At 60.3% G+C, this 19,213-nt stretch carries 20 protein-coding genes, 1 pseudogene and 1 riboswitch; of the genes and pseudogenes, 19 read left to right on the top strand and 2 right to left on the bottom strand.

Annotation, left to right across the window (positions count from 1 at the left end; translation table 11 throughout):
- Positions 1 to 23 precede the first annotated feature (23 nt).
- The 15 genes and pseudogenes from panD to NKJ17_RS16835 all read left to right on the top strand — a co-directional run bounded on the left by panD (position 24) and on the right by NKJ17_RS16835 (position 15,327).
- Positions 24 to 476: an aspartate 1-decarboxylase gene (gene panD, locus NKJ17_RS16910; protein ID WP_352689484.1), complete on the top strand. Its 453-nt coding sequence runs from the start codon at positions 24 to 26 to the stop codon at positions 474 to 476.
- Between the two features lie 48 nt (positions 477 to 524).
- Positions 525 to 2,000 carry an NAD-dependent succinate-semialdehyde dehydrogenase gene (locus tag NKJ17_RS16905; RefSeq protein WP_352689483.1) on the top strand — a complete coding sequence of 492 codons (1,476 nt, stop codon included), beginning with the start codon at positions 525 to 527 and terminating at the stop codon, positions 1,998 to 2,000.
- Positions 2,001 to 2,656: 656 nt separating this feature from the next.
- Complete coding sequence (locus NKJ17_RS16895; RefSeq protein WP_352689482.1) at positions 2,657 to 3,118, top strand: phasin; 462 nt, start codon at positions 2,657 to 2,659, stop codon at positions 3,116 to 3,118.
- A gap of 572 nt (positions 3,119 to 3,690) precedes the next feature.
- Complete coding sequence (queC, locus tag NKJ17_RS16890) at positions 3,691 to 4,389, top strand: 7-cyano-7-deazaguanine synthase QueC (protein WP_352689481.1); 699 nt, start codon at positions 3,691 to 3,693, stop codon at positions 4,387 to 4,389.
- The gene (gene queD, locus NKJ17_RS16885; protein WP_352689480.1) at positions 4,389 to 4,745 is read left to right on the top strand and encodes a 6-carboxytetrahydropterin synthase QueD; all 357 of its coding nucleotides are present in this window, start codon (positions 4,389 to 4,391) and stop codon (positions 4,743 to 4,745) included. Before queC ends, queD begins: the two co-directional genes overlap by 1 nt.
- Positions 4,742 to 5,480, top strand: a pseudogene (gene queE, locus NKJ17_RS16880) (7-carboxy-7-deazaguanine synthase QueE). The gene queD and the pseudogene queE overlap by 4 nt, the downstream one beginning before the upstream one ends.
- Before the next feature lie 232 nt (positions 5,481 to 5,712).
- A riboswitch (TPP riboswitch) is annotated at positions 5,713 to 5,829 on the top strand.
- 103 nt (positions 5,830 to 5,932) lie between these two features.
- The gene (gene thiC / locus NKJ17_RS16875; RefSeq protein WP_352689479.1) at positions 5,933 to 7,768 is read left to right on the top strand and encodes a phosphomethylpyrimidine synthase ThiC; all 1,836 of its coding nucleotides are present in this window, start codon (positions 5,933 to 5,935) and stop codon (positions 7,766 to 7,768) included.
- Complete coding sequence (gene thiO / locus NKJ17_RS16870; protein WP_352689478.1) at positions 7,765 to 8,766, top strand: glycine oxidase ThiO; 1,002 nt, start codon at positions 7,765 to 7,767, stop codon at positions 8,764 to 8,766. The genes thiC and thiO overlap by 4 nt, the downstream gene beginning before the upstream one ends.
- The gene (gene thiS, locus NKJ17_RS16865) at positions 8,735 to 8,932 is read left to right on the top strand and encodes a sulfur carrier protein ThiS (protein WP_352689477.1); all 198 of its coding nucleotides are present in this window, start codon (positions 8,735 to 8,737) and stop codon (positions 8,930 to 8,932) included. Before thiO ends, thiS begins: the two co-directional genes overlap by 32 nt.
- Before the next feature lie 3 nt (positions 8,933 to 8,935).
- Positions 8,936 to 9,709: a thiazole synthase gene (locus NKJ17_RS16860; protein WP_352689476.1), complete on the top strand. Its 774-nt coding sequence runs from the start codon at positions 8,936 to 8,938 to the stop codon at positions 9,707 to 9,709.
- Entirely contained in the window at positions 9,706 to 10,311 is a 606-nt protein-coding gene (locus tag NKJ17_RS16855) for a thiamine phosphate synthase (protein WP_352689475.1), read from the top strand. Before NKJ17_RS16860 ends, NKJ17_RS16855 begins: the two co-directional genes overlap by 4 nt.
- Positions 10,302 to 11,066, top strand: a complete 765-nt coding sequence (locus tag NKJ17_RS16850) for a hydroxymethylpyrimidine/phosphomethylpyrimidine kinase (protein WP_352689474.1) — start codon at positions 10,302 to 10,304, stop codon at positions 11,064 to 11,066. Before NKJ17_RS16855 ends, NKJ17_RS16850 begins: the two co-directional genes overlap by 10 nt.
- A 281-nt stretch (positions 11,067 to 11,347) precedes the next feature.
- Entirely contained in the window at positions 11,348 to 12,457 is a 1,110-nt protein-coding gene (ald, locus tag NKJ17_RS16845; RefSeq protein WP_352689473.1) for an alanine dehydrogenase, read from the top strand.
- Between the two features lie 648 nt (positions 12,458 to 13,105).
- The gene (gene dgt, locus NKJ17_RS16840; RefSeq protein WP_352689472.1) at positions 13,106 to 14,530 is read left to right on the top strand and encodes a dGTP triphosphohydrolase; all 1,425 of its coding nucleotides are present in this window, start codon (positions 13,106 to 13,108) and stop codon (positions 14,528 to 14,530) included.
- Positions 14,527 to 15,327 (top strand): hypothetical protein, encoded by an 801-nt coding sequence (locus NKJ17_RS16835; RefSeq protein WP_352689471.1) that lies wholly within the window; start codon positions 14,527 to 14,529, stop codon positions 15,325 to 15,327. The genes dgt and NKJ17_RS16835 overlap by 4 nt, the downstream gene beginning before the upstream one ends.
- 138 nt (positions 15,328 to 15,465) lie before the next feature.
- On the opposite strand, the gene NKJ17_RS16830 is transcribed toward NKJ17_RS16835, so the two are convergent.
- Both NKJ17_RS16830 and NKJ17_RS16825 read right to left on the bottom strand, forming a co-directional pair.
- The gene (locus NKJ17_RS16830; RefSeq protein WP_352689470.1) at positions 15,466 to 16,167 is read right to left on the bottom strand and encodes an RES family NAD+ phosphorylase; all 702 of its coding nucleotides are present in this window, start codon (positions 16,165 to 16,167) and stop codon (positions 15,466 to 15,468) included.
- Between the two features lie 5 nt (positions 16,168 to 16,172).
- The gene (locus NKJ17_RS16825; RefSeq protein WP_352689469.1) at positions 16,173 to 16,571 is read right to left on the bottom strand and encodes an antitoxin Xre/MbcA/ParS toxin-binding domain-containing protein; all 399 of its coding nucleotides are present in this window, start codon (positions 16,569 to 16,571) and stop codon (positions 16,173 to 16,175) included.
- 154 nt (positions 16,572 to 16,725) lie between these two features.
- On the opposite strand from NKJ17_RS16825, the gene NKJ17_RS16820 reads away from it, so the two are divergent.
- Genes NKJ17_RS16820 through NKJ17_RS16805 form a run of 4 tightly spaced genes read left to right on the top strand, consistent with a single transcriptional unit; the run spans position 16,726 to position 19,157 of the window.
- The gene (locus NKJ17_RS16820) at positions 16,726 to 17,430 is read left to right on the top strand and encodes a multiubiquitin domain-containing protein (RefSeq protein ID WP_352689468.1); all 705 of its coding nucleotides are present in this window, start codon (positions 16,726 to 16,728) and stop codon (positions 17,428 to 17,430) included.
- Complete coding sequence (locus NKJ17_RS16815; protein WP_352689467.1) at positions 17,427 to 17,756, top strand: hypothetical protein; 330 nt, start codon at positions 17,427 to 17,429, stop codon at positions 17,754 to 17,756. Before NKJ17_RS16820 ends, NKJ17_RS16815 begins: the two co-directional genes overlap by 4 nt.
- Positions 17,753 to 18,271 (top strand): hypothetical protein, encoded by a 519-nt coding sequence (locus NKJ17_RS16810; protein WP_352689466.1) that lies wholly within the window; start codon positions 17,753 to 17,755, stop codon positions 18,269 to 18,271. Before NKJ17_RS16815 ends, NKJ17_RS16810 begins: the two co-directional genes overlap by 4 nt.
- Positions 18,258 to 19,157 carry a HesA/MoeB/ThiF family protein gene (locus tag NKJ17_RS16805; protein WP_352689465.1) on the top strand — a complete coding sequence of 300 codons (900 nt, stop codon included), beginning with the start codon at positions 18,258 to 18,260 and terminating at the stop codon, positions 19,155 to 19,157. Before NKJ17_RS16810 ends, NKJ17_RS16805 begins: the two co-directional genes overlap by 14 nt.
- Positions 19,158 to 19,213: the final 56 nt, after the last annotated feature.

The following is a 19,213-nucleotide window of genomic DNA, read 5'->3' as shown; positions in this document are numbered from 1 at the left end:
ATGATGGATAGGACAACAGACCAATGCGAAAACTAGTCGCCGGCAAGCTGCACGGTATCCACGTCACCGAAGCGAACCTCAATTACCACGGCTCGATAACGCTCGACCCTGACCACTGCGAAGAAGCAGGGATCCTGCCGATGGAATTCGTGGAGATATGGAACAAGAATTCCGGTGCGCGGATCTCGACCTATGTCATTCTCGGCGAACGCGGGTCGCGGTGCTGTATACTCAATGGTGCTGCCGCACGCACCTGCCAGCCCGGCGACCAGATCATTGTCTGCAACTCCATCTACCTGGACGAAGCGCATATCACCTCGCTGAAGCCGCGGATTGTTACGTTCGATCAGGACAACCACATACTCGACCGCCTGAGCTACTCCGTCGATCTTGACGGCCATGGCCGTTACAGTTTCTCCATCCTTGACGAGGCGGGTGAGGCTTTGGCCATGCCTGCCCTTGTCTCCGGAGCGTGACTTGTATCCGACACGTGTTGCGAGCTTTTCCATGAGGGGGACAACAGTTTGACCGTGACGCAGTCGCTGACCAAACATCTTAAAACTCCCGAGCTGTTTGTCGATCTGGCCGGTGTGCCCAATCGCAATGCGCAGGAAGCCACGAAGCGCTTTTCAGTGTTTAACCCCTCGACAGGCGAATTGTTGGCGCAACTTCCCGATATGGACGCTGCGGATGTTTCCAAGGCGATCGACAAGGCTGACTCTGCGCAGGAGCATTGGGCGGCGCTCACCGCGCGCGAGCGCTCCGACATGTTGTGGGAATGGCACCAATTGATCCTCACCCACAGCGAGGATCTTGCGGCCATTTTGACGGCTGAAATGGGCAAGCCGCTTGCAGAGGCGAAGTCCGAAATAGCCCACGCCGCAGCCTATCTCCAATGGTATGCCGAGGAGGCCAATCGCATCTATGGCGAGACCATTTCGCCGCCGTCTAACGACAGGCGTATGCTTGTGATCAAACAGCCGATTGGCGTGGTCGGCGCCATTACCCCTTGGAATTTTCCCGCCTCGATGGTCGCGCGCAAGATCTCGCCGGCGCTTGCCGCCGGCTGCGTGATTGTTTTGAAACCGGCCGAGCAAACACCGCTCGTTGCCGGTGCCATGTTCACTCTTGCCCGGATGGCAGGTTTTCCCGATGGCGTTCTAAACTTGATCTACGCATCGCAAGGCGATGCGGTTGGCCGCGAACTTTGCTCGAACCCCAAGGTTCGCAAGATCAGCTTCACCGGGTCGACCGAGGTCGGGCGGCTGCTCATGAGGCAGTGTTCGGACCAGATCAAAAGAACCAGCTTCGAACTTGGTGGCAATGCCCCTTTCATCGTTTTCGATGATGCTGATGTCGATGCAGCCGTCGAGGGCGCGATACAGGCAAAGTTTCGCAATGCCGGCCAGACCTGCGTTTCAGCCAATCGGCTTTACGTGCAGTCCAGCGTCTATGATGAATTCGCCAAAAAATTCACCAAGCGTGTGCGTGCATTGCGTCTCGGAGACGGTTTCGTGCCAGATGTCGCGATCGGCCCGCTGATCGATACATGCGCCCTTGCAAAGATTGAAGACCATGTTGGCGATGCCGTGCGCAAGGGTGGGAAGATCCGTTGCGGCGGCAGCCGTATTGGCAAATCAGGAACATTCTTCGAGCCGACGGTGATCACAGAGGTCGAAAGGACAATGCGGGTCGCACAGGAAGAGACCTTCGGACCGTTGGCTCCTCTCATCCGCTTCAACGATCCCGACCAGGTGGTGCGCGAGGCCAATGACACCATCTACGGTCTTGCAGCCTACTTCTACGCCTCCAATCTCAAGCGTGTCTGGCGCGTTGCCGAAGCTCTCGAATACGGCATGGTCGGCATCAATACGGGACGCATGTCCTCCGAGGCCGCACCCTTTGGCGGAATGAAGCAATCAGGGATTGGCCGGGAGGGGTCGCGCCACGGCCTCGAGGATTATCTCGAAATGAAGTACCTCTGCATGGGAGGCCTTTAGCACATCCCGGGCGGATCGCCACGACTCTGCCCGTGACCGTTGCAGCGTCTCGCGACCGCTCCGATCCGAATTTCATTCGGCTTCGCGACGAGGTGTTATCCTGGCTTGGCGTGTCGCGGACTGGAAACGATGCTGACGCCGAGGGCCACGCGCCGCGGCGCCCGACCGGCAGGTCAATGAGGCTTGACCACCCAGGCCTGCAGGCTGGGCGGCTTTTGCGCATGCTGACGCAACAGCGGCGGCAGGAACGGTTGCGCGCACACGGATTGCCGCCGCGCCAGAAGCTGCTCATGGTCGGACCGCCCGGTTCCGGCAAGATGATGACCGCCGCAAGATGGCGGGCGAGTTGAAGTTGCCACTGTTCACGGTTCTTCATGATGGCCTAATCGGCAAGTTGATTAGCGAGACTGCCATTCGTCTGCCGCTGGTTTTCTAAGCGATCGCAGCCCAGCGCCGCGTCTCTTCTTCGACGAGGTCGACGCCATCGGTTCGCAGCGGTCTTCCCCAGGATCTGTGCGATGCCCTCTATGACCCCGCGCAGCATCGGTGCAGCCAGCTCGCGCAAATTCATGGCAGCTTCATAAATCCGTTGCGACGATTTCGTACCAGGGGGGGACGGCTTTGTTTTGAGGCCGCCCCTGGAATAGGATGGAAAAATGTCCAAGATCACCGGCAAGACCGAAACGATCGAAAACGTCGAATTCCCTACCTTCGACCCGTCCAAGGCTACAGAGCAAGTTCGCGCTGTCGCCGACCAGGGCGTTGAGCAGTCGAAGGAGGTATTTTCCAAATTGAGCTCGGACGCCGAAACGACTCAAAGGGCTTTCGAGTCCACCTTTGACATGGCCAAGACCACCAGCAAAGAGATGCTCCTGAAGACGATTGCCGCTCTGGAAGCAAATGCCGAAGCCGGCTTCACGCACCTCGAAGCACTGGTTGCCGTGAAGTCGCCGTCCGAGTTTTTCGAACTGCAGACCGCCTTCCTGCGCAAACAGATCGAAAATTCCGCCGAACAGGCCAAGGCCCTCCAGGCATTGATGTTGAAAGCTACCGAGGGCGTGTCCAAGCCGATCAAGGATGCCTTTGAGACGGCTTTGAAGGTGCGCAAGGCCGCCTGATTGCTTAAGGCGACCGAGACTGGAGGACAGTGCCTCGTAGACTGAGGCGCCTGGCGCCGGTCTTCTTCCATGTGGTTGGACGGCTTTGTCTGCCCGACCGCATGGGATCATCTGGACCAAGGTTTTCGAACTGCTGGCTAGCAGCCTGTCTCCGTGTCAAAGCTGGTCCAACCCGCCTCGTAAGTCGCGTTCGTCGCGCTTGTAGAAGCACGTCACCCATTCGAGAATACCCATATTGGTGGAAGCCGAGATCGACGGCACCCCGCTTTGCGCTTCTCAATCCGCACATGAAGTCGAAGGCGCCTGGGGCTCTATAGCAACGCCGCGGATCCAAAGGCCGGAAACAGCCGAGCGACGCCGGCTTCAGGCAGTCTTTATGCAGTGCCGGCCGCAGCCGCCAGCGGTCGAAGATGCGCGACAAGTCGGGTGCAAGTCATGCTTTGGAACCTGACACCAAGGCATGTGCGCCTCAATCGCGTCCATCCCATTCACAAAACCAGCTCGGTGGAGTACTGGGAGCGCAGAGAAATCTCCGGTCGCAGCCTTACCCGGTCAAAACAAGGACTCAAACCATGAATGCCCTCGTCATCTGCTCCGGCGGATTGGACTCTGTTTCGCTCGCTCACAAGGTGGCGACCGAGCAGAAACTCATTGGCCTGCTTTCGTTCGATTATGGCCAGAGGCACAAAAAGGAACTCGGCTTTGCCTCCATCTGCGCCAAACGGCTGGGTGTTCCGCACCAGATCGTCGATATCCGCGATGTCGGCCGGAACCTAGGCGGCTCGGCGCTGACTGACAGTGTGGACGTGCCCGACGGGCACTATGCCGAAGACTCCATGAGGATCACGGTGGTGCCGAACAGGAACGCCATCATGCTGGCCATCGCCTTCGGGGTTGCCGCCGCGCAGAAGGCCGATGCGGTGGCCACTGCCGTCCATGGCGGAGACCATTTCATCTATCCCGATTGCCGGCCCGCTTTTATTGATGCCTTTCAGACGATGCAGAACCATGCGCTCGCAGGCTACGCCGATATCCGCCTTTACGCTCCCTATGTGAATATGACGAAGGCCGACATCGTCAGCGAGGGGGCAAAGTACGCCACGCCGTTCGAGGCGACGTGGTCCTGCTACAAGGGCGGCGCACGTCATTGCGGTCGCTGCGGGACATGCGTCGAACGGCGCGAAGCATTCGATCTGGCCGGCATTGCCGACCCGACAGACTATGAGGACGCGGACTTCTGGCTCCACGCTCTCCAGACAAGGAGCGCGTGATGTTCCGCATTACCAAAGAGTTCCACTTCTCGGCCTCGCATCAGCTCGGCTCCTTGCCACCCGATCATCAGTGCGCGCGTCTACACGGCCACAACTACATCGTCGTGGTGGAGCTTTCAGGTGGCGAACTGGACGAACATGGCTTTGTGCGCGACTACCAAGACCTGGCGGCGCTCAAGCACTACATCGACGAGACGTTCGACCATCGCCATCTTAACGACGTCCTGGGGCATGACCGTGTCACGGCGGAATGTCTGGCCAGGCACTTCCACGACTGGTGCAAGGTGCGGCTACCACAAACCTCCGCCGTGCGGGTGAGCGAGACGCCGAAAACCTGGGCGGAATACCGGCCATGACTTGCGCAATGCATCCCGGAATTCGGGTGAGCGAGATTTTTGGGCCGACCATTCAGGGCGAAGGCATGCTGATCGGCTTGCCGACGGTGTTCGTAAGAACGGGCGGGTGCGATTATCGCTGTTCCTGGTGCGACAGCCTGCATGCGGTGGACAGTCGCTTCCGCCATGATTGGGAGATGATGTCTGCCGACGCGGTGTGGCAAAAGGTCATTGCGCTTTCCGGCGGCCAGCCCGTGATGGTGTCGCTGTCGGGCGGCAATCCGGCTATCCAGCCGCTTGGCCCGCTGATCGACCGCGGGCATGGCGAGGGCTACCGTTTTGCATTGGAAACCCAAGGCTCGGTGCCGAAGCAATGGTTCGCTAATCTCGACGTGCTGGTGCTCAGCCCCAAGCCGCCCTCAATGTGAAATGACGACAGATTGGGCCGCGTTCGACACCTGCGTCGAGGCGGCGCGGGACAAGCCACAGATGGCGCTCAAGCTCGTTGTCTTCGATGACGATGACTATGCCTATGCCAAAGACGCCGCGGCGCGCTATCCGCAATTACCCGTCTATCTGCAGCCCGGCAATCACACGCCGCCGCGTCCCGGTGACGAAGACGCGTTGATCGACATGGCCGGGGTGATGAAGCGCATGGAATGGCTGGTCGAAAAGGTGACCCGCGACAGGTGGTTCGAGGCGCGTGTACTGCCGCAGCTTCATGTTCTGCTGTGGGGAAACAAACGGGGCGTCTAGTCCACGCGGAAGGATTGCCGATGACGAGCAAGATAGATATCTAAAGCAATCTCATCAATTGGGCGATAGCAACGTCGGTTCGGCAAGCCCGAAAATGCCGTGCTGAAAAGGTTTCGAATCCGCATGATGGCTCCCCTATCGTGATGCGACTTGCTCTGGTTTGAGTGGTCGCCGATCACCGCCGCGGGCCGAAATGCAGCTTGACAAAATAGCGCTAGCCCGTTCAATTCGGCGCATTCACCAGGGGAGTCCCGGCAAGGGGCTGAGATACTGCTGGCTTTCGCGGCGCAGTGACCCGTTGAACCTGATCCAGTTCATACTGGCGTAGGGACGGTGCAAGCGCTTTGCGGGAGTTCACGCCCGTAGTCCTGTTTCGGCAGGTCGACCGAAGCGTCTTTTCATCCTTCCGGCACAGAACTGGGTCTCCAATGCATGAGCAAAGGAGCCTCAAGATGAATGCCCTCACCCCCGCCGTGTCGACGGGACCACTGCCCGCCTCACGGAAAATCCACAAGTCCGGCGTCCTCCATCCGCACATCAAGGTGCCGATGCGCGAAATCTCCGTCCACCCGACGGCCGGCGAACCGCCCGTCATCGTCTACGATCCGTCCGGCCCCTATACGGACCCGACTGCCGAAACCAGCATCGAAAAGGGTCTTGCCCGGCTTCGCCACGAATGGATTACGGCGCGGGGCGATGTCGAAGCCTATGACGGCCGCCATGTCCGGCCGGAAGACAATGGATTCGCGGCGGGCGAGCGCCTGACCCCGGAATTTCCGATCCGCAACCGGCCGCTTAGAGCCAAGGCCGGCAAGGCGGTGACACAGTTTGCCTATGCGCGCGCCGGCATCATCACACCCGAAATGGAGTTCGTCGCCATCCGCGAGAACCTCGGCCGCGAGATCGCCCGCGGCAAGCTGCCGCGCGACGGTGAAGCCTTCGGCGCATCGATACCAGATTTTGTCACGCCCGAATTCGTGCGCGAGGAGGTGGCGCGCGGGCGGGCAATCATTCCCGCCAACATCAACCACCCAGAGAGTGAACCGATGATCATCGGCCGCAATTTCCTGGTCAAGATCAATGCCAATATCGGCAATTCGGCAGTCACCTCCTCGATGGCCGAAGAGGTCGAAAAGATGGTCTGGGCGATTCGCTGGGGCGCCGACACGGTGATGGACCTGTCGACCGGCCGCAACATCCACAACATCCGCGACTGGATCGTGCGCAATTCACCGGTGCCGATCGGCACGGTGCCGCTTTACCAGGCGCTCGAGAAGGTCGGTGGCATCGCCGAGGACCTGACCTGGGAGGTGTACCGCGACACGCTGATCGAACAGGCCGAACAGGGCGTCGACTATTTCACCATCCACGCCGGCGTGCGGCTGCACTACATCTCGCTGACGGTCGACAGGGTCACGGGCATCGTCTCTCGCGGTGGGTCGATCATGGCCAAATGGTGCCTGCACCATCACCGGGAAAGCTTCCTCTATGAGCATTTCGCGGAGATCTGCGACATCTGCCGCGCCTATGATGTGTCCTTCTCGCTCGGCGACGGCCTTCGTCCCGGCTCGATCGCCGATGCCAACGACGCGGCGCAATTCGCCGAATTGGAAACGCTCGGCGAGCTGACGAAGATCGCCTGGGCGAAGGATTGCCAGGTGATGATCGAGGGGCCAGGCCACGTGCCGATGCACAAGATCAAGGCGAATATGGACAAGCAGCTTGCCGTCTGCGGCGAGGCGCCGTTCTATACGCTTGGACCGCTGACGACCGACATCGCGCCGGGCTATGACCACATCACCTCGGGCATCGGCGCCGCCATGATCGGCTGGTTCGGCACCGCAATGCTCTGCTACGTCACGCCCAAGGAGCATCTCGGCCTTCCCGATCGCAACGACGTCAAGATTGGCGTGATCACCTACAAGATAGCCGCCCATGCCGCCGATCTGGCGAAGGGCCATCCGGCAGCAAAGGTCAGGGATGATGCCCTTTCCCGCGCGCGCTTCGAGTTCCGCTGGGAGGACCAGTTCAACCTGTCGCTCGACCCTGAAACCGCGCGCTCCTTCCACGACCAGACCTTGCCCAAGGAGGCGCACAAGGTGGCACATTTCTGCTCGATGTGCGGGCCGAAATTCTGCTCGATGCGTATCTCCCACGACATCCGCGCCGAGGCACAGAAAGAGGGCATGGCGGCGATGGCGGCCAAATACCGCGAGGGTGGCGATCTCTATATGCCGGCTGACGAGACCGGCCTACCGCGTGCGCCAGAGGTGCCAGAGCCGTCATGAGGGTGCTCGTCAAAGGGGCCGGCGTCGCCGGGCTCACCGCGGCCTTCGAACTCGCCACTCGCGGCGTGCCAGTGACCGTTACTGAGACCAGGCAGACTCTTGGCCGCAATGCATCGTGGTTCGCCGGCGGCATGCTGGCGCCATGGTGCGAGCGTGAAAGCGCCGAGCAGCCGGTGCTGGATCTCGGACGCGACGCCGTCGACTGGTGGGATGCGGTGCTGCCCGGCCAGGTGACGCGGGCCGGAACGCTGGTCGTGGCCGCGCCGCGCGATGCGGGCGAGCTCGACCGGTTCGCCAGCCGCACGTCAGGGCATCGGCGTGTCGGTGAAGACGAGATTGCGATCCTGGAGCCCGACCTCGCCGGCCGCTTCCGGCGCGGACTGCTGTTTCCCGATGAGGCTCATCTCGACCCGCGCCAGGCGATGGCAGCACTGCATGACAAGCTTGCAGCCATGGGTGTCGAATTCCACTTCGGCTGCGGCGCCCGGCATCGTTCCGGTTTCGATCGTCGGATCGACTGCACAGGAATGGCAGCAGCCGATGACAGGCTGCGCGGCGTTCGCGGCGAAATGCTCATCCTGCGCACCCCTGATACCTCGCTGTCGCGCCCCGTCAGGCTGCTGCATCCGCGCTTTCCACTCTATGCAGTGCCGCGCACCGACCACCGTTTCATGATTGGTGCGACGATGATTGAAAGCCAGTCCGCCGGACCAATCACGGCGCGCTCCATGATGGAGCTTCTGGGTACCGCCTATGCCCTCCACCCCGCCTTTGGCGAGGCCGAGATCGTTGAAACCGGTGTCGGCGTCCGCCCAGCCTTTCCCGACAATTTGCCGCGCGTCGAAACCAAGGGTGAAATCATCGCGATCAACGGGCTCTATCGTCACGGTTTTCTCCTGGCTCCCGCCATGGCGCGCCAGGCTGCCGACCTGGTTTTCAGTCAAGACAGAACCAAGGAGCTTGCTCATGAAACTGATGGTCAACGGCGAAGCGCATGAGGTTGCCGCCACCACGCTGGAGGCGCTGCTTGCCGCGCTTGACTATGAGGACGATTGGCTGGCGACGGCCGTCAACAATGACCTCGTGCACAAAGCCAAGCGGGCGGAATTCCAGTTGAACGACGGCGACCGGATTGAAATCCTCTCGCCCATGCAGGGCGGCTAGGCCATGATCGAGCTTTATGAAGCCGAGCTTCCGTCGCGCCTGCTTCTTGGCACGGCTCAATATCCTTCGCCGGCCATCCTTGCCTATGCAGTCAGGGCTTCGGGCACGGCGGTGGTGACCGTCTCGTTGCGCCGTGAAATGGCAGGCGGCAGGGCTGGCGAAAAATTCTGGTCGTTGATCCGCTCGTTGGGCGTCAGAATCCTGCCAAACACTGCTGGCTGCCACTCCGTCAAGGAAGCGGTCACGACCGCACAAATGGCGCGCGAAGTCTTCGGCACGAGCTGGATCAAGCTCGAAGTGATCGGCAACCACGACACACTGCAGCCGGATGTGTTCGGCCTGGTCGAGGCCGCCCGCATCCTGTGCGAGGACGGTTTTGATGTATTTCCCTATACCACCGATGACCTTGTTGTCGCCGAGCGGCTGCTAGCGGCGGGCTGCAAGGTCTTGATGCCGTGGTGCGCACCGATCGGCTCCGCCCTCGGGCCGATCAATATTCCGGCGCTGCGCTCGATGCGCACACATTTCCCCGGCGTCGCGCTGATTGTGGATGCAGGCCTCGGACGGCCGTCGCACGCGGCAACCGTCATGGAACTCGGCTTTGACGCCGTGCTGCTAAACACGGCGGTCGCCAAGGCGGCCGATCCGGCCGGCATGGCGCGTGCGTTCGGCAAGGCAGTCGATGCCGGTCGTGAGGCTTTCACCTCGGGAATGCTCGAACCGCGCGAAGTCGCCGTGCCATCGACACCGACGATCGGCAAGGCAGTTTTTTCATGAAGCTCGATCCCTTCTACCTGATCGTCGACAGCGCCGCCTGGATCGAACGGCTGGTGCCGCTCGGCGTCAAGCTGGTTCAGTTGCGCATCAAGGATAGGGACGAGAAAGAGCTGCAGACGGAAATCCGCACAGCGAAGGCCTTGTGCGCTCGATTCCGGTGCCAGCTCATCATCAATGATTACTGGCGGCTGGCGATCGAGGAAGGCTGCGACTTCGTTCATCTGGGTCAGGAGGATTTGCAGACCGCCGACCTTTCGCGGATACAGGCAGCCGGCGTGAGGCTTGGACTGAGCACCCATGATGATGTCGAACTGGAAACGGCGATGGCCGCCAAGCCCGACTATATCGCGCTCGGCCCCATCTACCCGACCATCCTGAAGAAGATGAAATGGGCGCCGCAAGGGCTCGAACGGATCGCTGAATGGCGGGCACGCGTTACTCCGATTCCATTGATCGCCATTGGTGGCCTCAACCCTGACCGGCTCGACAGTGCTTTCGAGGCTGGTGCGGACAGCGCGGCGGTGGTGACCGACATCACGTTGAATGACGACCCCGAAGCGCGCACGCGGGAATGGATCGAAAAGACGAACCAATGGCGCTGAGGCGAGACCCTTATGTGCTCGTCGTTGGCGGGTCGGACTCCAGCGGCGGAGCCGGAATAGCACGCGATATCGAGACGATCGCTGCGATTGGCGTGCGCACCTGCCTTGCCGTCACAGCGCTGACGGTGCAGACGCACGACGCCGTGATGGAAATCCATCCTTCGCAGCCCGATCTTGTGGCCGATCAGATGCGCGCCGCGCTGCAGGCCAACAAGGTGGCGGCAATTAAGATCGGCATGCTCGCAACGGCCGAGATCGTTGTTGCCGTTGCCGGCGTGCTGCGCGAAAATCCGCGGGTGCCGGCAATCCTCGACCCCGTGCTCGCCTCGACCTCGGGCCGGGCGTTGCTGGAAGCAGATGCCATCGCCGTCATGAAGCGCAATCTGATGCCGCTTTGCCGTCTGGTCACCCCCAATCTCATCGAGCTGGCGCTCCTTATCGGCGCGGAGCAAGCGGTCGATGAGGATGACGCGGTCTGGCAAGGCCAGGAACTCTTGGCCGCCGGCACGCAGGCCCTGCTGATCAAGGGCGGCCATGCAGCGGGACCTCGATCAACCGATATTCTGTTGCGCTCCGATCACGAACCAGTCCGCTTCGACACACCGCGTTTGGCTACGTCGATGCGCGGGACGGGATGCATGCTGGCTAGCGCGATTGCAGCGCATCTGGCGAAGGCGAGATCACTTGAAGGCAGCGTGCGCAAAGGCAAGCTGTTTGTGTTCGAGAAGCTTCAGAAGGCAGCCGGACGACAGTGACGTTGCCTCACTCAATCTAGTCGCGGCCCACAATCACGACATCCACGCTATGTCCGCGCATCACAGATGTCGCCATTCTTCTGCAAAGCCTTGAGAATGGCGATATCAATCCCGTCGAGCGGCATTTTTCGTGAATCCTGCGAATACCCCGCTATTTCGCGCAACGATTATCGAAGAGCGCCCTTTCGCGCAAGCGCATTCGCAAACACCTGCGCAACGATTTGTGGTTCACTCCAGCAATACAGGGAACGAGCCCAAAAGGGCCGGATCAGGAGAAGAAAATGCGCGTCGGCTGCCCCAAGGAAATCAAGAACCACGAATATCGCGTCGGCCTGACGCCGGGCTCGGTCCGCGAATATGTCGCCCACGGCCATGAAGTGCTGGTCGAGACCGGCGCCGGCATTGGTGCCGACGACAACGCCTACCGCGCCGCCGGCGCCACCATCGCTAAGACCGCCGCGGACGTGTTTGCCAAGTCCGACATGATCGTCAAGGTCAAGGAGCCGCAGCCCAACGAATGGGCGCAGCTTCGCGAAGGCCAGATTCTCTACACCTATCTCCACCTGGCTCCGGACCCGGAGCAGACCAAGGGCCTGCTCGCTTCCGGTGTCACCGCAATCGCCTACGAAACCGTCACCGACGACCGTGGCGGCCTGCCGTTGCTGGCGCCGATGTCGGAAGTTGCCGGTCGGCTGTCGATCCAGGCCGGCGCCACCGCGCTGCAGAAGGCCAATGGCGGCCGTGGCGTGCTGCTCGGCGGCGTGCCCGGCGTGCTGCCCGGCAAGGTCACTGTGCTCGGCGGCGGCGTCGTTGGCCTGCATGCTGCCAGGATGGCGGCAGGCCTTGGCGCCGACGTTACCATCATCGACCGTTCGATCCCGCGCCTGCGCCAGCTCGACGACCTCTTCACCGGCCGCGTGCACACCCGTTACTCGACCGTCGAGGCGCTCGAGGAAGAGTGCTTCTCGGCCGACATCGTCGTCGGCGCCGTGCTGATCCCCGGCGCCGCGGCGCCGAAGCTCGTCACGCGCGAAATGCTGTCCGGCATGAAGAAGGGTTCCGTGCTGGTCGACGTCGCCATCGACCAGGGTGGCTGCTTCGAGACCTCGCATGCCACCACCCATGCCGATCCGACTTACGAAGTCGACGGTGTCATCCACTACTGCGTCGCCAACATGCCGGGCGCCGTGCCGGTCACCTCGGCGCATGCGCTCAACAACGCGACGTTGCATTACGGCCTGCAGCTCGCCGACAAAGGTCTGAAGGCGCTGGTCGACGATCATCATTTGCGCAACGGCCTCAACATCCACAAGGGCAAGATCACCAATCGCGCTGTCGCCGAAGCCCTCGGCTACGAGCTGGTCGAGCCGAAGGCCGTTCTCGCCGCCTGACGCGGACGAACGAATTCCTCCTGTCACCCGCCGGTTCGTTCCGGCGGGTTTTTCTTGGCGACAATTGGCCAAATGCTCTTCCCCTCCTCCTCCTCCCGTGAGGACGCGCTTTGGCGCCTCCGGGGTGCTCGGTGCAATCGTTCCACACTGCCTTTTTATGCGACTTTCGACGCACATAACGTGAACATCGAGCCTGAAAAAAAGCCGTATTTGCTCTCCGCTCCATAAGTCATTCGCGCCGAAGGACCGCGATCGGTATTGCGGCACTAAAGGTCTCGGTTGGGCCTGTGTGGAAGGTCGGCTTTCGACTCACCACAGCAAGCAACCGCCATTCGTCTCACGACCCTATCGGACGCGTCACCCTTTTTGCGATTCCCAAAACCAGACTTTCGACGCCAGAACTTGAGTGGCCGCATCGCGGAGCACGTCGACTAGTAGGCTAGGTGCTGCGGATACCGTTGACCCTACGATTAATCCGATTTAGAACAGATAGAGAACGTCACCGGTAGGACTTGATGCGCCAATTGGGTGAAGAGCCAGTGATCGTTTGTGCTTGCTGTTAGCGTGGTTTCTCCTAGCAACAGGTTCTGCCAATTGACGAATCGTAGCGCCGAGCCGATACCGGAGCGAAGAAAAGGGCGACGGACATTGGCTGACCTAAATTGGGAAAAGTTGCTCAATGCGCAACGGCGCAAGGATAAGGCTAAGGGCAAGGCTGCCGAACGCTCCGCCAAAACCGTCGAACATCGGACCGAGTTGGAGCGTGATCATGACCGCATTCTGTTCTCGACGCCCGTTCGACGCATGCAGGACAAGACGCAGGTTTTTCCACTGGACCCTCACGACAGCGTACGGACGCGCCTGACCCATAGCCATGAAGTAGCAAACATGGCCCGCGGCTTCGGTACCGCGCTGGTCCACGTCTATCCTGACAAGTTCAATTTGCCCGAAGCCGTAAACGCAGGGCGTAACATCCCTGCCCTGCTCGAAGCGATCGGGCTGGCCCACGACTTGGGCAATCCGCCCTTCGGTCACCAAGGTGAGGATGCGATCCAATCCTGGGTGAAGTCCAAGGGACCAGAGATCTTTGAGGGTCTGGATGGCGCCGCATTGCGCGAAGATTTCCTTCGGTTCGAAGGAAACGCTCAAGCATTCAGGCTGCTGACCCGGCTACAGATCGTCAACGATGATTTCGGACTGAACATGAGCTACGCGTTCCTCGCAGCTCTAATGAAATACCCCAGCCCTTCAGACAAGGTGAACAAGTCGGTTCTGGCTCGCAAGAAGTTCAACTTCTTCCAGTCGGAAGCCAACATCGCCAAGGAAGTCTGGGCTGAAACCGGGCTTGCCGAAGGCATTCGCCACCCGCTTACCTTCGTCATGGAAGCCTGTGACGACATCGCCTACTCCGTCGTCGATGTCGAAGATGCCGCGAAGAAGGGGCTCGTCAATTTCGACCGTCTCGTGGGCTACCTGTTGCACAAGGCAGAGGAGGACGAGTCCGTTCTGAAGGTAGTCGAGAAGGCCAAGGAGCAGCACCAAGAATTTCGCGAGAAATCCCTGTCGGCGGCAGAGCTTGACGACATCACAATGCAGATGTTTCGGGTCAACGCGATTGGTGTGATGATCGTCGCGGCGACAGATGCCTTCGTGACAAACCTGGACGCCATTATGGCCGGCACGTTCGACAAGGAGCTAATGGCGGCGTCCAAAGCGGCGCGCCTATGGCGTTTGCTCAAGGAATTCGCCGGCAAGCACATTTACCCTCACCGCCAGGTGCTCGAGGTGGAACTGACCGGCCATCAGACGATTCACGGACTCATGGACATCTTCTGGGCAGCCATCACCAACCGGAAAGATCCGCTTGATATCGCCTCGAAGCGAACATCGCCCCTTCACAGCTATGTCTATTCGCGAATTTCGGAGAATTACCGCCGCGTCGCTGAGGCTCCGGACAACCGCATGCCTATCCGCTACCGTGAACTGCAACTGATGACGGACATGATGTCGGGCATGACGGACGGCTTCGCGATTTCGCTGCTGAAAGACCTGCGGGCACGGGGTGCGGCATGACTATTTCCCAGCATGTGCTGGACCACGGTCTCAGCTCGGACGTCGCCGACTTCATCCGAGGCCCGCAAGGGCACGATATCGGCGATCTTATCGACCGTCTGAGCCCGGTCGGGGATTGTGCGATCTTCGGCGGCCTGCCACGCGATTTCGCCCGCGAAGGCCGCAATTCCTTCAGGTCGGATGTAGATGTCGTGGTCGCCGCCGCCCCCGGAGCATTGGACGCGCTACTCGGGCAATTGGGCGGTGAGCGTAACCGGTTCGGCGGATATCGCTTGAAGTACGGCCGCTTCGACTTCGACGTCTGGGCCTTGCAGACGACATGGGCGGCCAGCAATGACTACGTCGCGGTCCACTCGCTGACTGACCTAGTCAAAACCACGTTCTTCGATTGCGATGCAGTCCTGTTCCATTGCCGCACGCTGGAGATCACCCGGTCCGAGCGGTTCTGGGCGAGCATCGAACATGGCATCGTCGATATCAATCTCGAGGCCAACCCCCACTACATCGGCACGCTCGCGCGCACCTTGCGCATCCTGTTCGATTGGCAGCAACAACTGACGCCGCGGCTTGCCAACTACCTGGCAGAGGGCATCGCGCGTAGCCGCAACGAGATCCTGGACTACGCCACGCGTAATGGCGCCGGTCTTGGCCTAGCGTCTGGAACGGACCTCGATGCCGCGATTTCGGCGCTGTACGAGCACCGTGTCGGAAAGGCCGTCCTCAAGTGCAAGTCGGTATCGGTCCCGCTTCCACCGACCCCGGGCGTTGACGAGCCACCCCGAGGATCTGCTTTGTAGACGAGTGCCGAAGTCGCCGGGCGGCCGGATGGGCGAATTGCTGCACAGCAGCTTTGGGCCGACAGTGGACGGCCAGCTTTCGAGATTCCGGATACTAACCCATGAAATGACCTCGTAGGTCCTAGAGATTTGGATCGGCTAGGCGGCGACCCTTCTTATCGGGATGATGTCGCTGCGATCGATGTCACGGTTTTCTCCAAAACTGTAGATGCGGTGGATCTGAGTGCCGTCCCAGCGAAACCGATAGTGTGCGCCCTGGATACCCTTATCGGGGAGCGCATCCGACGTGAAGATGCTTACGAAATCGTGGCCGGGCAGTTCTGTCATGCCAAAGACGACACCCTGCGCGCCCTCCTCATAGAGATGTCGGCCGAGCTTCTGACGCGCCGACCCAGGCGTGTCCGGCGGCAATCCGCGCAGGTCAACGAATGTTCCGAGGACACGGTTCGTGATCATTCTCATGTCAACACCGCAGGCTGGTTCTTCCGTACGGGCGAGGAATTCCTCGCGACGAACGATCGCGCGCGCGAGCGCGCCCCGTTCGTCGCCGGCAAGTTCCATCACTGAGTATGGGCCTGGAAGCATGTATGTGCCTTCCGGCATAGGATAGGCGAATGGGGCGTGATTCCAGTTCTGGAGCCGCGGTGATCCAGAATCAGCTGAGATATCACCCCCTGTCAGACGCGACTTGGCTGCGAGCCGGGGATTGGTCACCTTCTCGAGTTCGGCCGCGAATGCCCGCATTTCAGGGGATCCGAACCGCTCATAAATATCGATGGTCGGGTATTTCGACGGTATTAACCGGCGATATTGCCCATGAACTGCGATCTGCGGGTACACTCTACTCAGCCTCCGCGTTGGGCATCGACGTAATGCCTAACCCTGATGATATCCGTCAAAGTCCCATTTAGCAGGATGTCCAGTGCGGACGCTCCCTCGAAGTATCTGTTTGGCTTTCTCAGCCATTTTACGGCTGAGTCTGGCGTATCGAGCAAAATCATCAGCGCCTTATAGATTGAACCAAGGTGGGATATTCTCTCAAGTACATCTGTCGAAACCTCTCCGCCGTCCTTGCGCCACCGGAAGTATGTTGAGCGGGCCGGGGATCCGAGCAGCTTCATTTGTTGGTCAGTGTTCAGGTCCCAGATTTCAGCGAGGTCGAAGAAGAAGGTTAGCGGGTTCGGCGGGTTTGAGTGCGTCGTGCGGGGATGATCGGGCGAGGTTGTGTGTTCATGGGTTTTCATTTGTCTCCTCAAAATCCCAAATCGGACTTGAAATTCGAAAACAGTCCGATTAGATACAGTCTCACAACGGACTGAATCGGGACTATCTGTTCCTTTTGGGATTTCGTCAAGGCTTGGGGCGTGGATCCGTGCGCGTCCTGCATGGAGAGTTGCTATGGAAACTCTGGTGGACAATGACAGCGGGCGCCATCCCGGCCGTACCGAGTTCGAGGTCGAAATCGGTGACCGCAATTTTGAGTTTGAAAGGGCCGAGTTCGATGATGCCATCGTGACCGGCGCCCAGGTTGCAATGGCAGCGGGAAAGCACCCGCTGGAAGACTTCGTGGTGCTTAAGCATCTCAAGTCGGGGGAACTGGAGTCGCTGCGGCCGACTGAAGCCATCGAGCTTAGCCGGAAGGACACGAACCGCTTCTTCGTTATCAAGGGCGGCGACGTGAACCGGTTCTTCGTCGAAGGCTTGTCGATGGAATGGCCGCGCGCCAAGCTCCTAGCGTGGCAGATCAAGTTCCTCGCCGGCGCCGGCGAGGACAAGTCGCTGGTTCTGGAACGCGCTGGCGTTGATCAGGTCTTCGATGATGCCGATGAAGTTGATCTCGGCGGCAACGGGACCGAGCGTTTCAAGCTCCGGAAGCGCAGGAAGACCGTCACCGTGATCTACGGCGGCGACATCGAGTTTGAACTCGAGCGTCGTGCCTACACCACCGCCGAATTGATCGCGGTGTTCGGCGTTCCTGAGGGTTACCGCCTCGATCTTATCGGCGCCGACGGCGTCTTTCGCGAGATGGCCCCGGAGGAAAGCCTGAAGATCCGGGACGGCATGGAGTTCGGCTCGCATCCGCCAATAGGGCAGTCGTCATGACACCCGAGCTGGGATTGGCCTCCCTTCGCCGGATCAACCGGCGCGCCGAACTGTGGGAAGACGTGGGCGGTCCCCTCGTCTTCCTGCCCGCCATGAAGATCGTTCACAACGGAGAGACAGTTGTGGTCGATGGCCTGCTCTCGCCGCGGAACCACTCAAGCTATACCACGCGCCTGTTTCTCTCCAGGCCGTTTCCTAATCGCGGCCAGAATTGGACTGTGCACCAGATCATGGGCCGGGAATGGCATGCCATGTCCTTCAACGAAGTCCCGGCAACGCTGCCCTGGACTGACATCCTCGCCAATCATCTGGGACCGCTACAATGAAGGTTACGCTCAAGATCAACGGTTTTCTGCTGGATGGAGCCCGGCATGACCTTGAAAGACCACATCGCTTCGCACACGAACGTGTCGGCTTCCTGACAGCTGGTGTTGCGGCCATGAGGGACGGACTCATGCTGATGGTACGCGGCTACATGCCCGTGGCGGACGATGACTATGAAATGGCACACGATGTCGGCGCCCGTATCGGATCGAACGCAATGCGTAAGGCCGTGCAAAACGCTTATCGGCCCGCCTCGACCCTACTGCATATCCATTCACATGGCGGCCGGGGAAGGCCGGGATTCAGCGGCACCGATTTGGAGAGCGCAAACGAGTTTGTCCCGGGGTTTTTCCAGTCCGTCCCCAAGATGCCGCACGGATTGCTCGTGCTGAGCAATAACGCTGCCACGGGGATTCTGTGGTTGAAAGCCGCGGCGCGACCAGTGGCTATCGAGCGTTTTGTACGCGTCGATCGACCGGTCACCGAACAATGGAGTGGACACCATGAATTGGCTTGATCGGCAGTCTTTCCTTGGCAGTGACAGCGGAAGGCGCCTGGACGAGGTCACGGTCGGGCTCGTTGGCGTCGGGGGTGGAAACTCGCACGTCGCGCAGCAGCTGGCCCATGCGGGATTGGGAGGATTCGTGCTGGTCGACAGCGATCAGATCTCGTTGACGAACTTGAATCGGCTGATCGGAGGAACCTGGCGCTACGTTAGGGACGCTACGCCCAAGGTCGAAATCATGCGAAACATGATCCTTGCGATAAACCCGAATGCACGTGTTGAAATCCACCGCAAGCAATGGCAGGAGGTCGGAGACGCGCTGAAGGACTGTGATGCCGTGGTTGGCGGGCTCGATAGCGTGCGTGCTAAGGACGAGCTCGACGCATTCTGCCGCCGGTTCCTCATTCCCTATGTGGACCAAGGCATGGACGTTCACAAGCTGGGAGCAGGGAATGGCCACCTGGTGGCCGGACAGGTTGTGCTTTCGCAGCCGGGAAGCCCCTGCCTTCGCTGCCTCGGTATCGTCACCGAGAATGCGTTGGCCGAAGAATCACGCAACTACGGCGCGGCCGGCGGACAGCCTCAGGTCGTATGGTCGAATGGTGTTCTCGCATCGCTTGCCGTGGGTTTCGTGATGCAACTCATCACGCCGTGGCATCGGCAAACCCGGGTTGGCGCTTTTCTAGCTTATGACGGCAACTCGGGTTTGGTAACGGAGTCCGCCCGGTACAAGCGCTTGTCCGAAACACCGTGCTCACACTATCCGCCGTCGGCCGTAGGTGACATGGGTTTCGACGTCCGAAGCGTTGGTAGGACAGATCCGGAAACTACAGATCCGGAGACTATTGAGCAAAAACCTTCATGGACGCGCCGACTCGCGCGCTGGCTGTTGGGCTGAACAAGGGCGGATCACTCTCGGCAGGCGTGTGGTGTTGACGCGCGCGCAGCTGATCC

The sequence above is a fragment of the Mesorhizobium sp. M0208 genome, from assembly GCF_040322015.1.
Classification (GTDB): Bacteria; Pseudomonadota; Alphaproteobacteria; order Rhizobiales; family Rhizobiaceae; genus Mesorhizobium.
The sequence above is the reverse complement of the archived record's forward strand: the minus strand, read 5'-3'. Positions and strand labels throughout refer to the sequence as shown.

Excerpts from the sequence above, each read along its gene's own strand:
- NKJ17_RS16835 (WP_352689471.1), top strand. The coding sequence starts at position 14,527 with ATGACTATTTCCCAGCATGTGCTGGACCACGGTCTCAGCTCGGACGTC.
- NKJ17_RS16805 (WP_352689465.1), top strand. The coding sequence starts at position 18,258 with ATGAATTGGCTTGATCGGCAGTCTTTCCTTGGCAGTGACAGCGGAAGG.
- NKJ17_RS16820 (WP_352689468.1), top strand. The coding sequence starts at position 16,726 with ATGGAAACTCTGGTGGACAATGACAGCGGGCGCCATCCCGGCCGTACC.
- NKJ17_RS16855 (WP_352689475.1), top strand. The coding sequence starts at position 9,706 with ATGAAGCTCGATCCCTTCTACCTGATCGTCGACAGCGCCGCCTGGATC.
- thiS (WP_352689477.1), top strand. The coding sequence starts at position 8,735 with ATGAAACTGATGGTCAACGGCGAAGCGCATGAGGTTGCCGCCACCACG.
- queD (WP_352689480.1), top strand. The coding sequence starts at position 4,389 with ATGTTCCGCATTACCAAAGAGTTCCACTTCTCGGCCTCGCATCAGCTC.
- NKJ17_RS16850 (WP_352689474.1), top strand. The coding sequence starts at position 10,302 with ATGGCGCTGAGGCGAGACCCTTATGTGCTCGTCGTTGGCGGGTCGGAC.
- NKJ17_RS16895 (WP_352689482.1), top strand. The coding sequence starts at position 2,657 with ATGTCCAAGATCACCGGCAAGACCGAAACGATCGAAAACGTCGAATTC.
- ald (WP_352689473.1), top strand. The coding sequence starts at position 11,348 with ATGCGCGTCGGCTGCCCCAAGGAAATCAAGAACCACGAATATCGCGTC.
- NKJ17_RS16825 (WP_352689469.1), bottom strand. The coding sequence starts at position 16,571 with ATGAAAACCCATGAACACACAACCTCGCCCGATCATCCCCGCACGACG.
- thiO (WP_352689478.1), top strand. The coding sequence starts at position 7,765 with ATGAGGGTGCTCGTCAAAGGGGCCGGCGTCGCCGGGCTCACCGCGGCC.
- NKJ17_RS16815 (WP_352689467.1), top strand. The coding sequence starts at position 17,427 with ATGACACCCGAGCTGGGATTGGCCTCCCTTCGCCGGATCAACCGGCGC.
- NKJ17_RS16810 (WP_352689466.1), top strand. The coding sequence starts at position 17,753 with ATGAAGGTTACGCTCAAGATCAACGGTTTTCTGCTGGATGGAGCCCGG.
- queC (WP_352689481.1), top strand. The coding sequence starts at position 3,691 with ATGAATGCCCTCGTCATCTGCTCCGGCGGATTGGACTCTGTTTCGCTC.
- NKJ17_RS16860 (WP_352689476.1), top strand. The coding sequence starts at position 8,936 with ATGATCGAGCTTTATGAAGCCGAGCTTCCGTCGCGCCTGCTTCTTGGC.
- thiC (WP_352689479.1), top strand. The coding sequence starts at position 5,933 with ATGAATGCCCTCACCCCCGCCGTGTCGACGGGACCACTGCCCGCCTCA.
- panD (WP_352689484.1), top strand. The coding sequence starts at position 24 with ATGCGAAAACTAGTCGCCGGCAAGCTGCACGGTATCCACGTCACCGAA.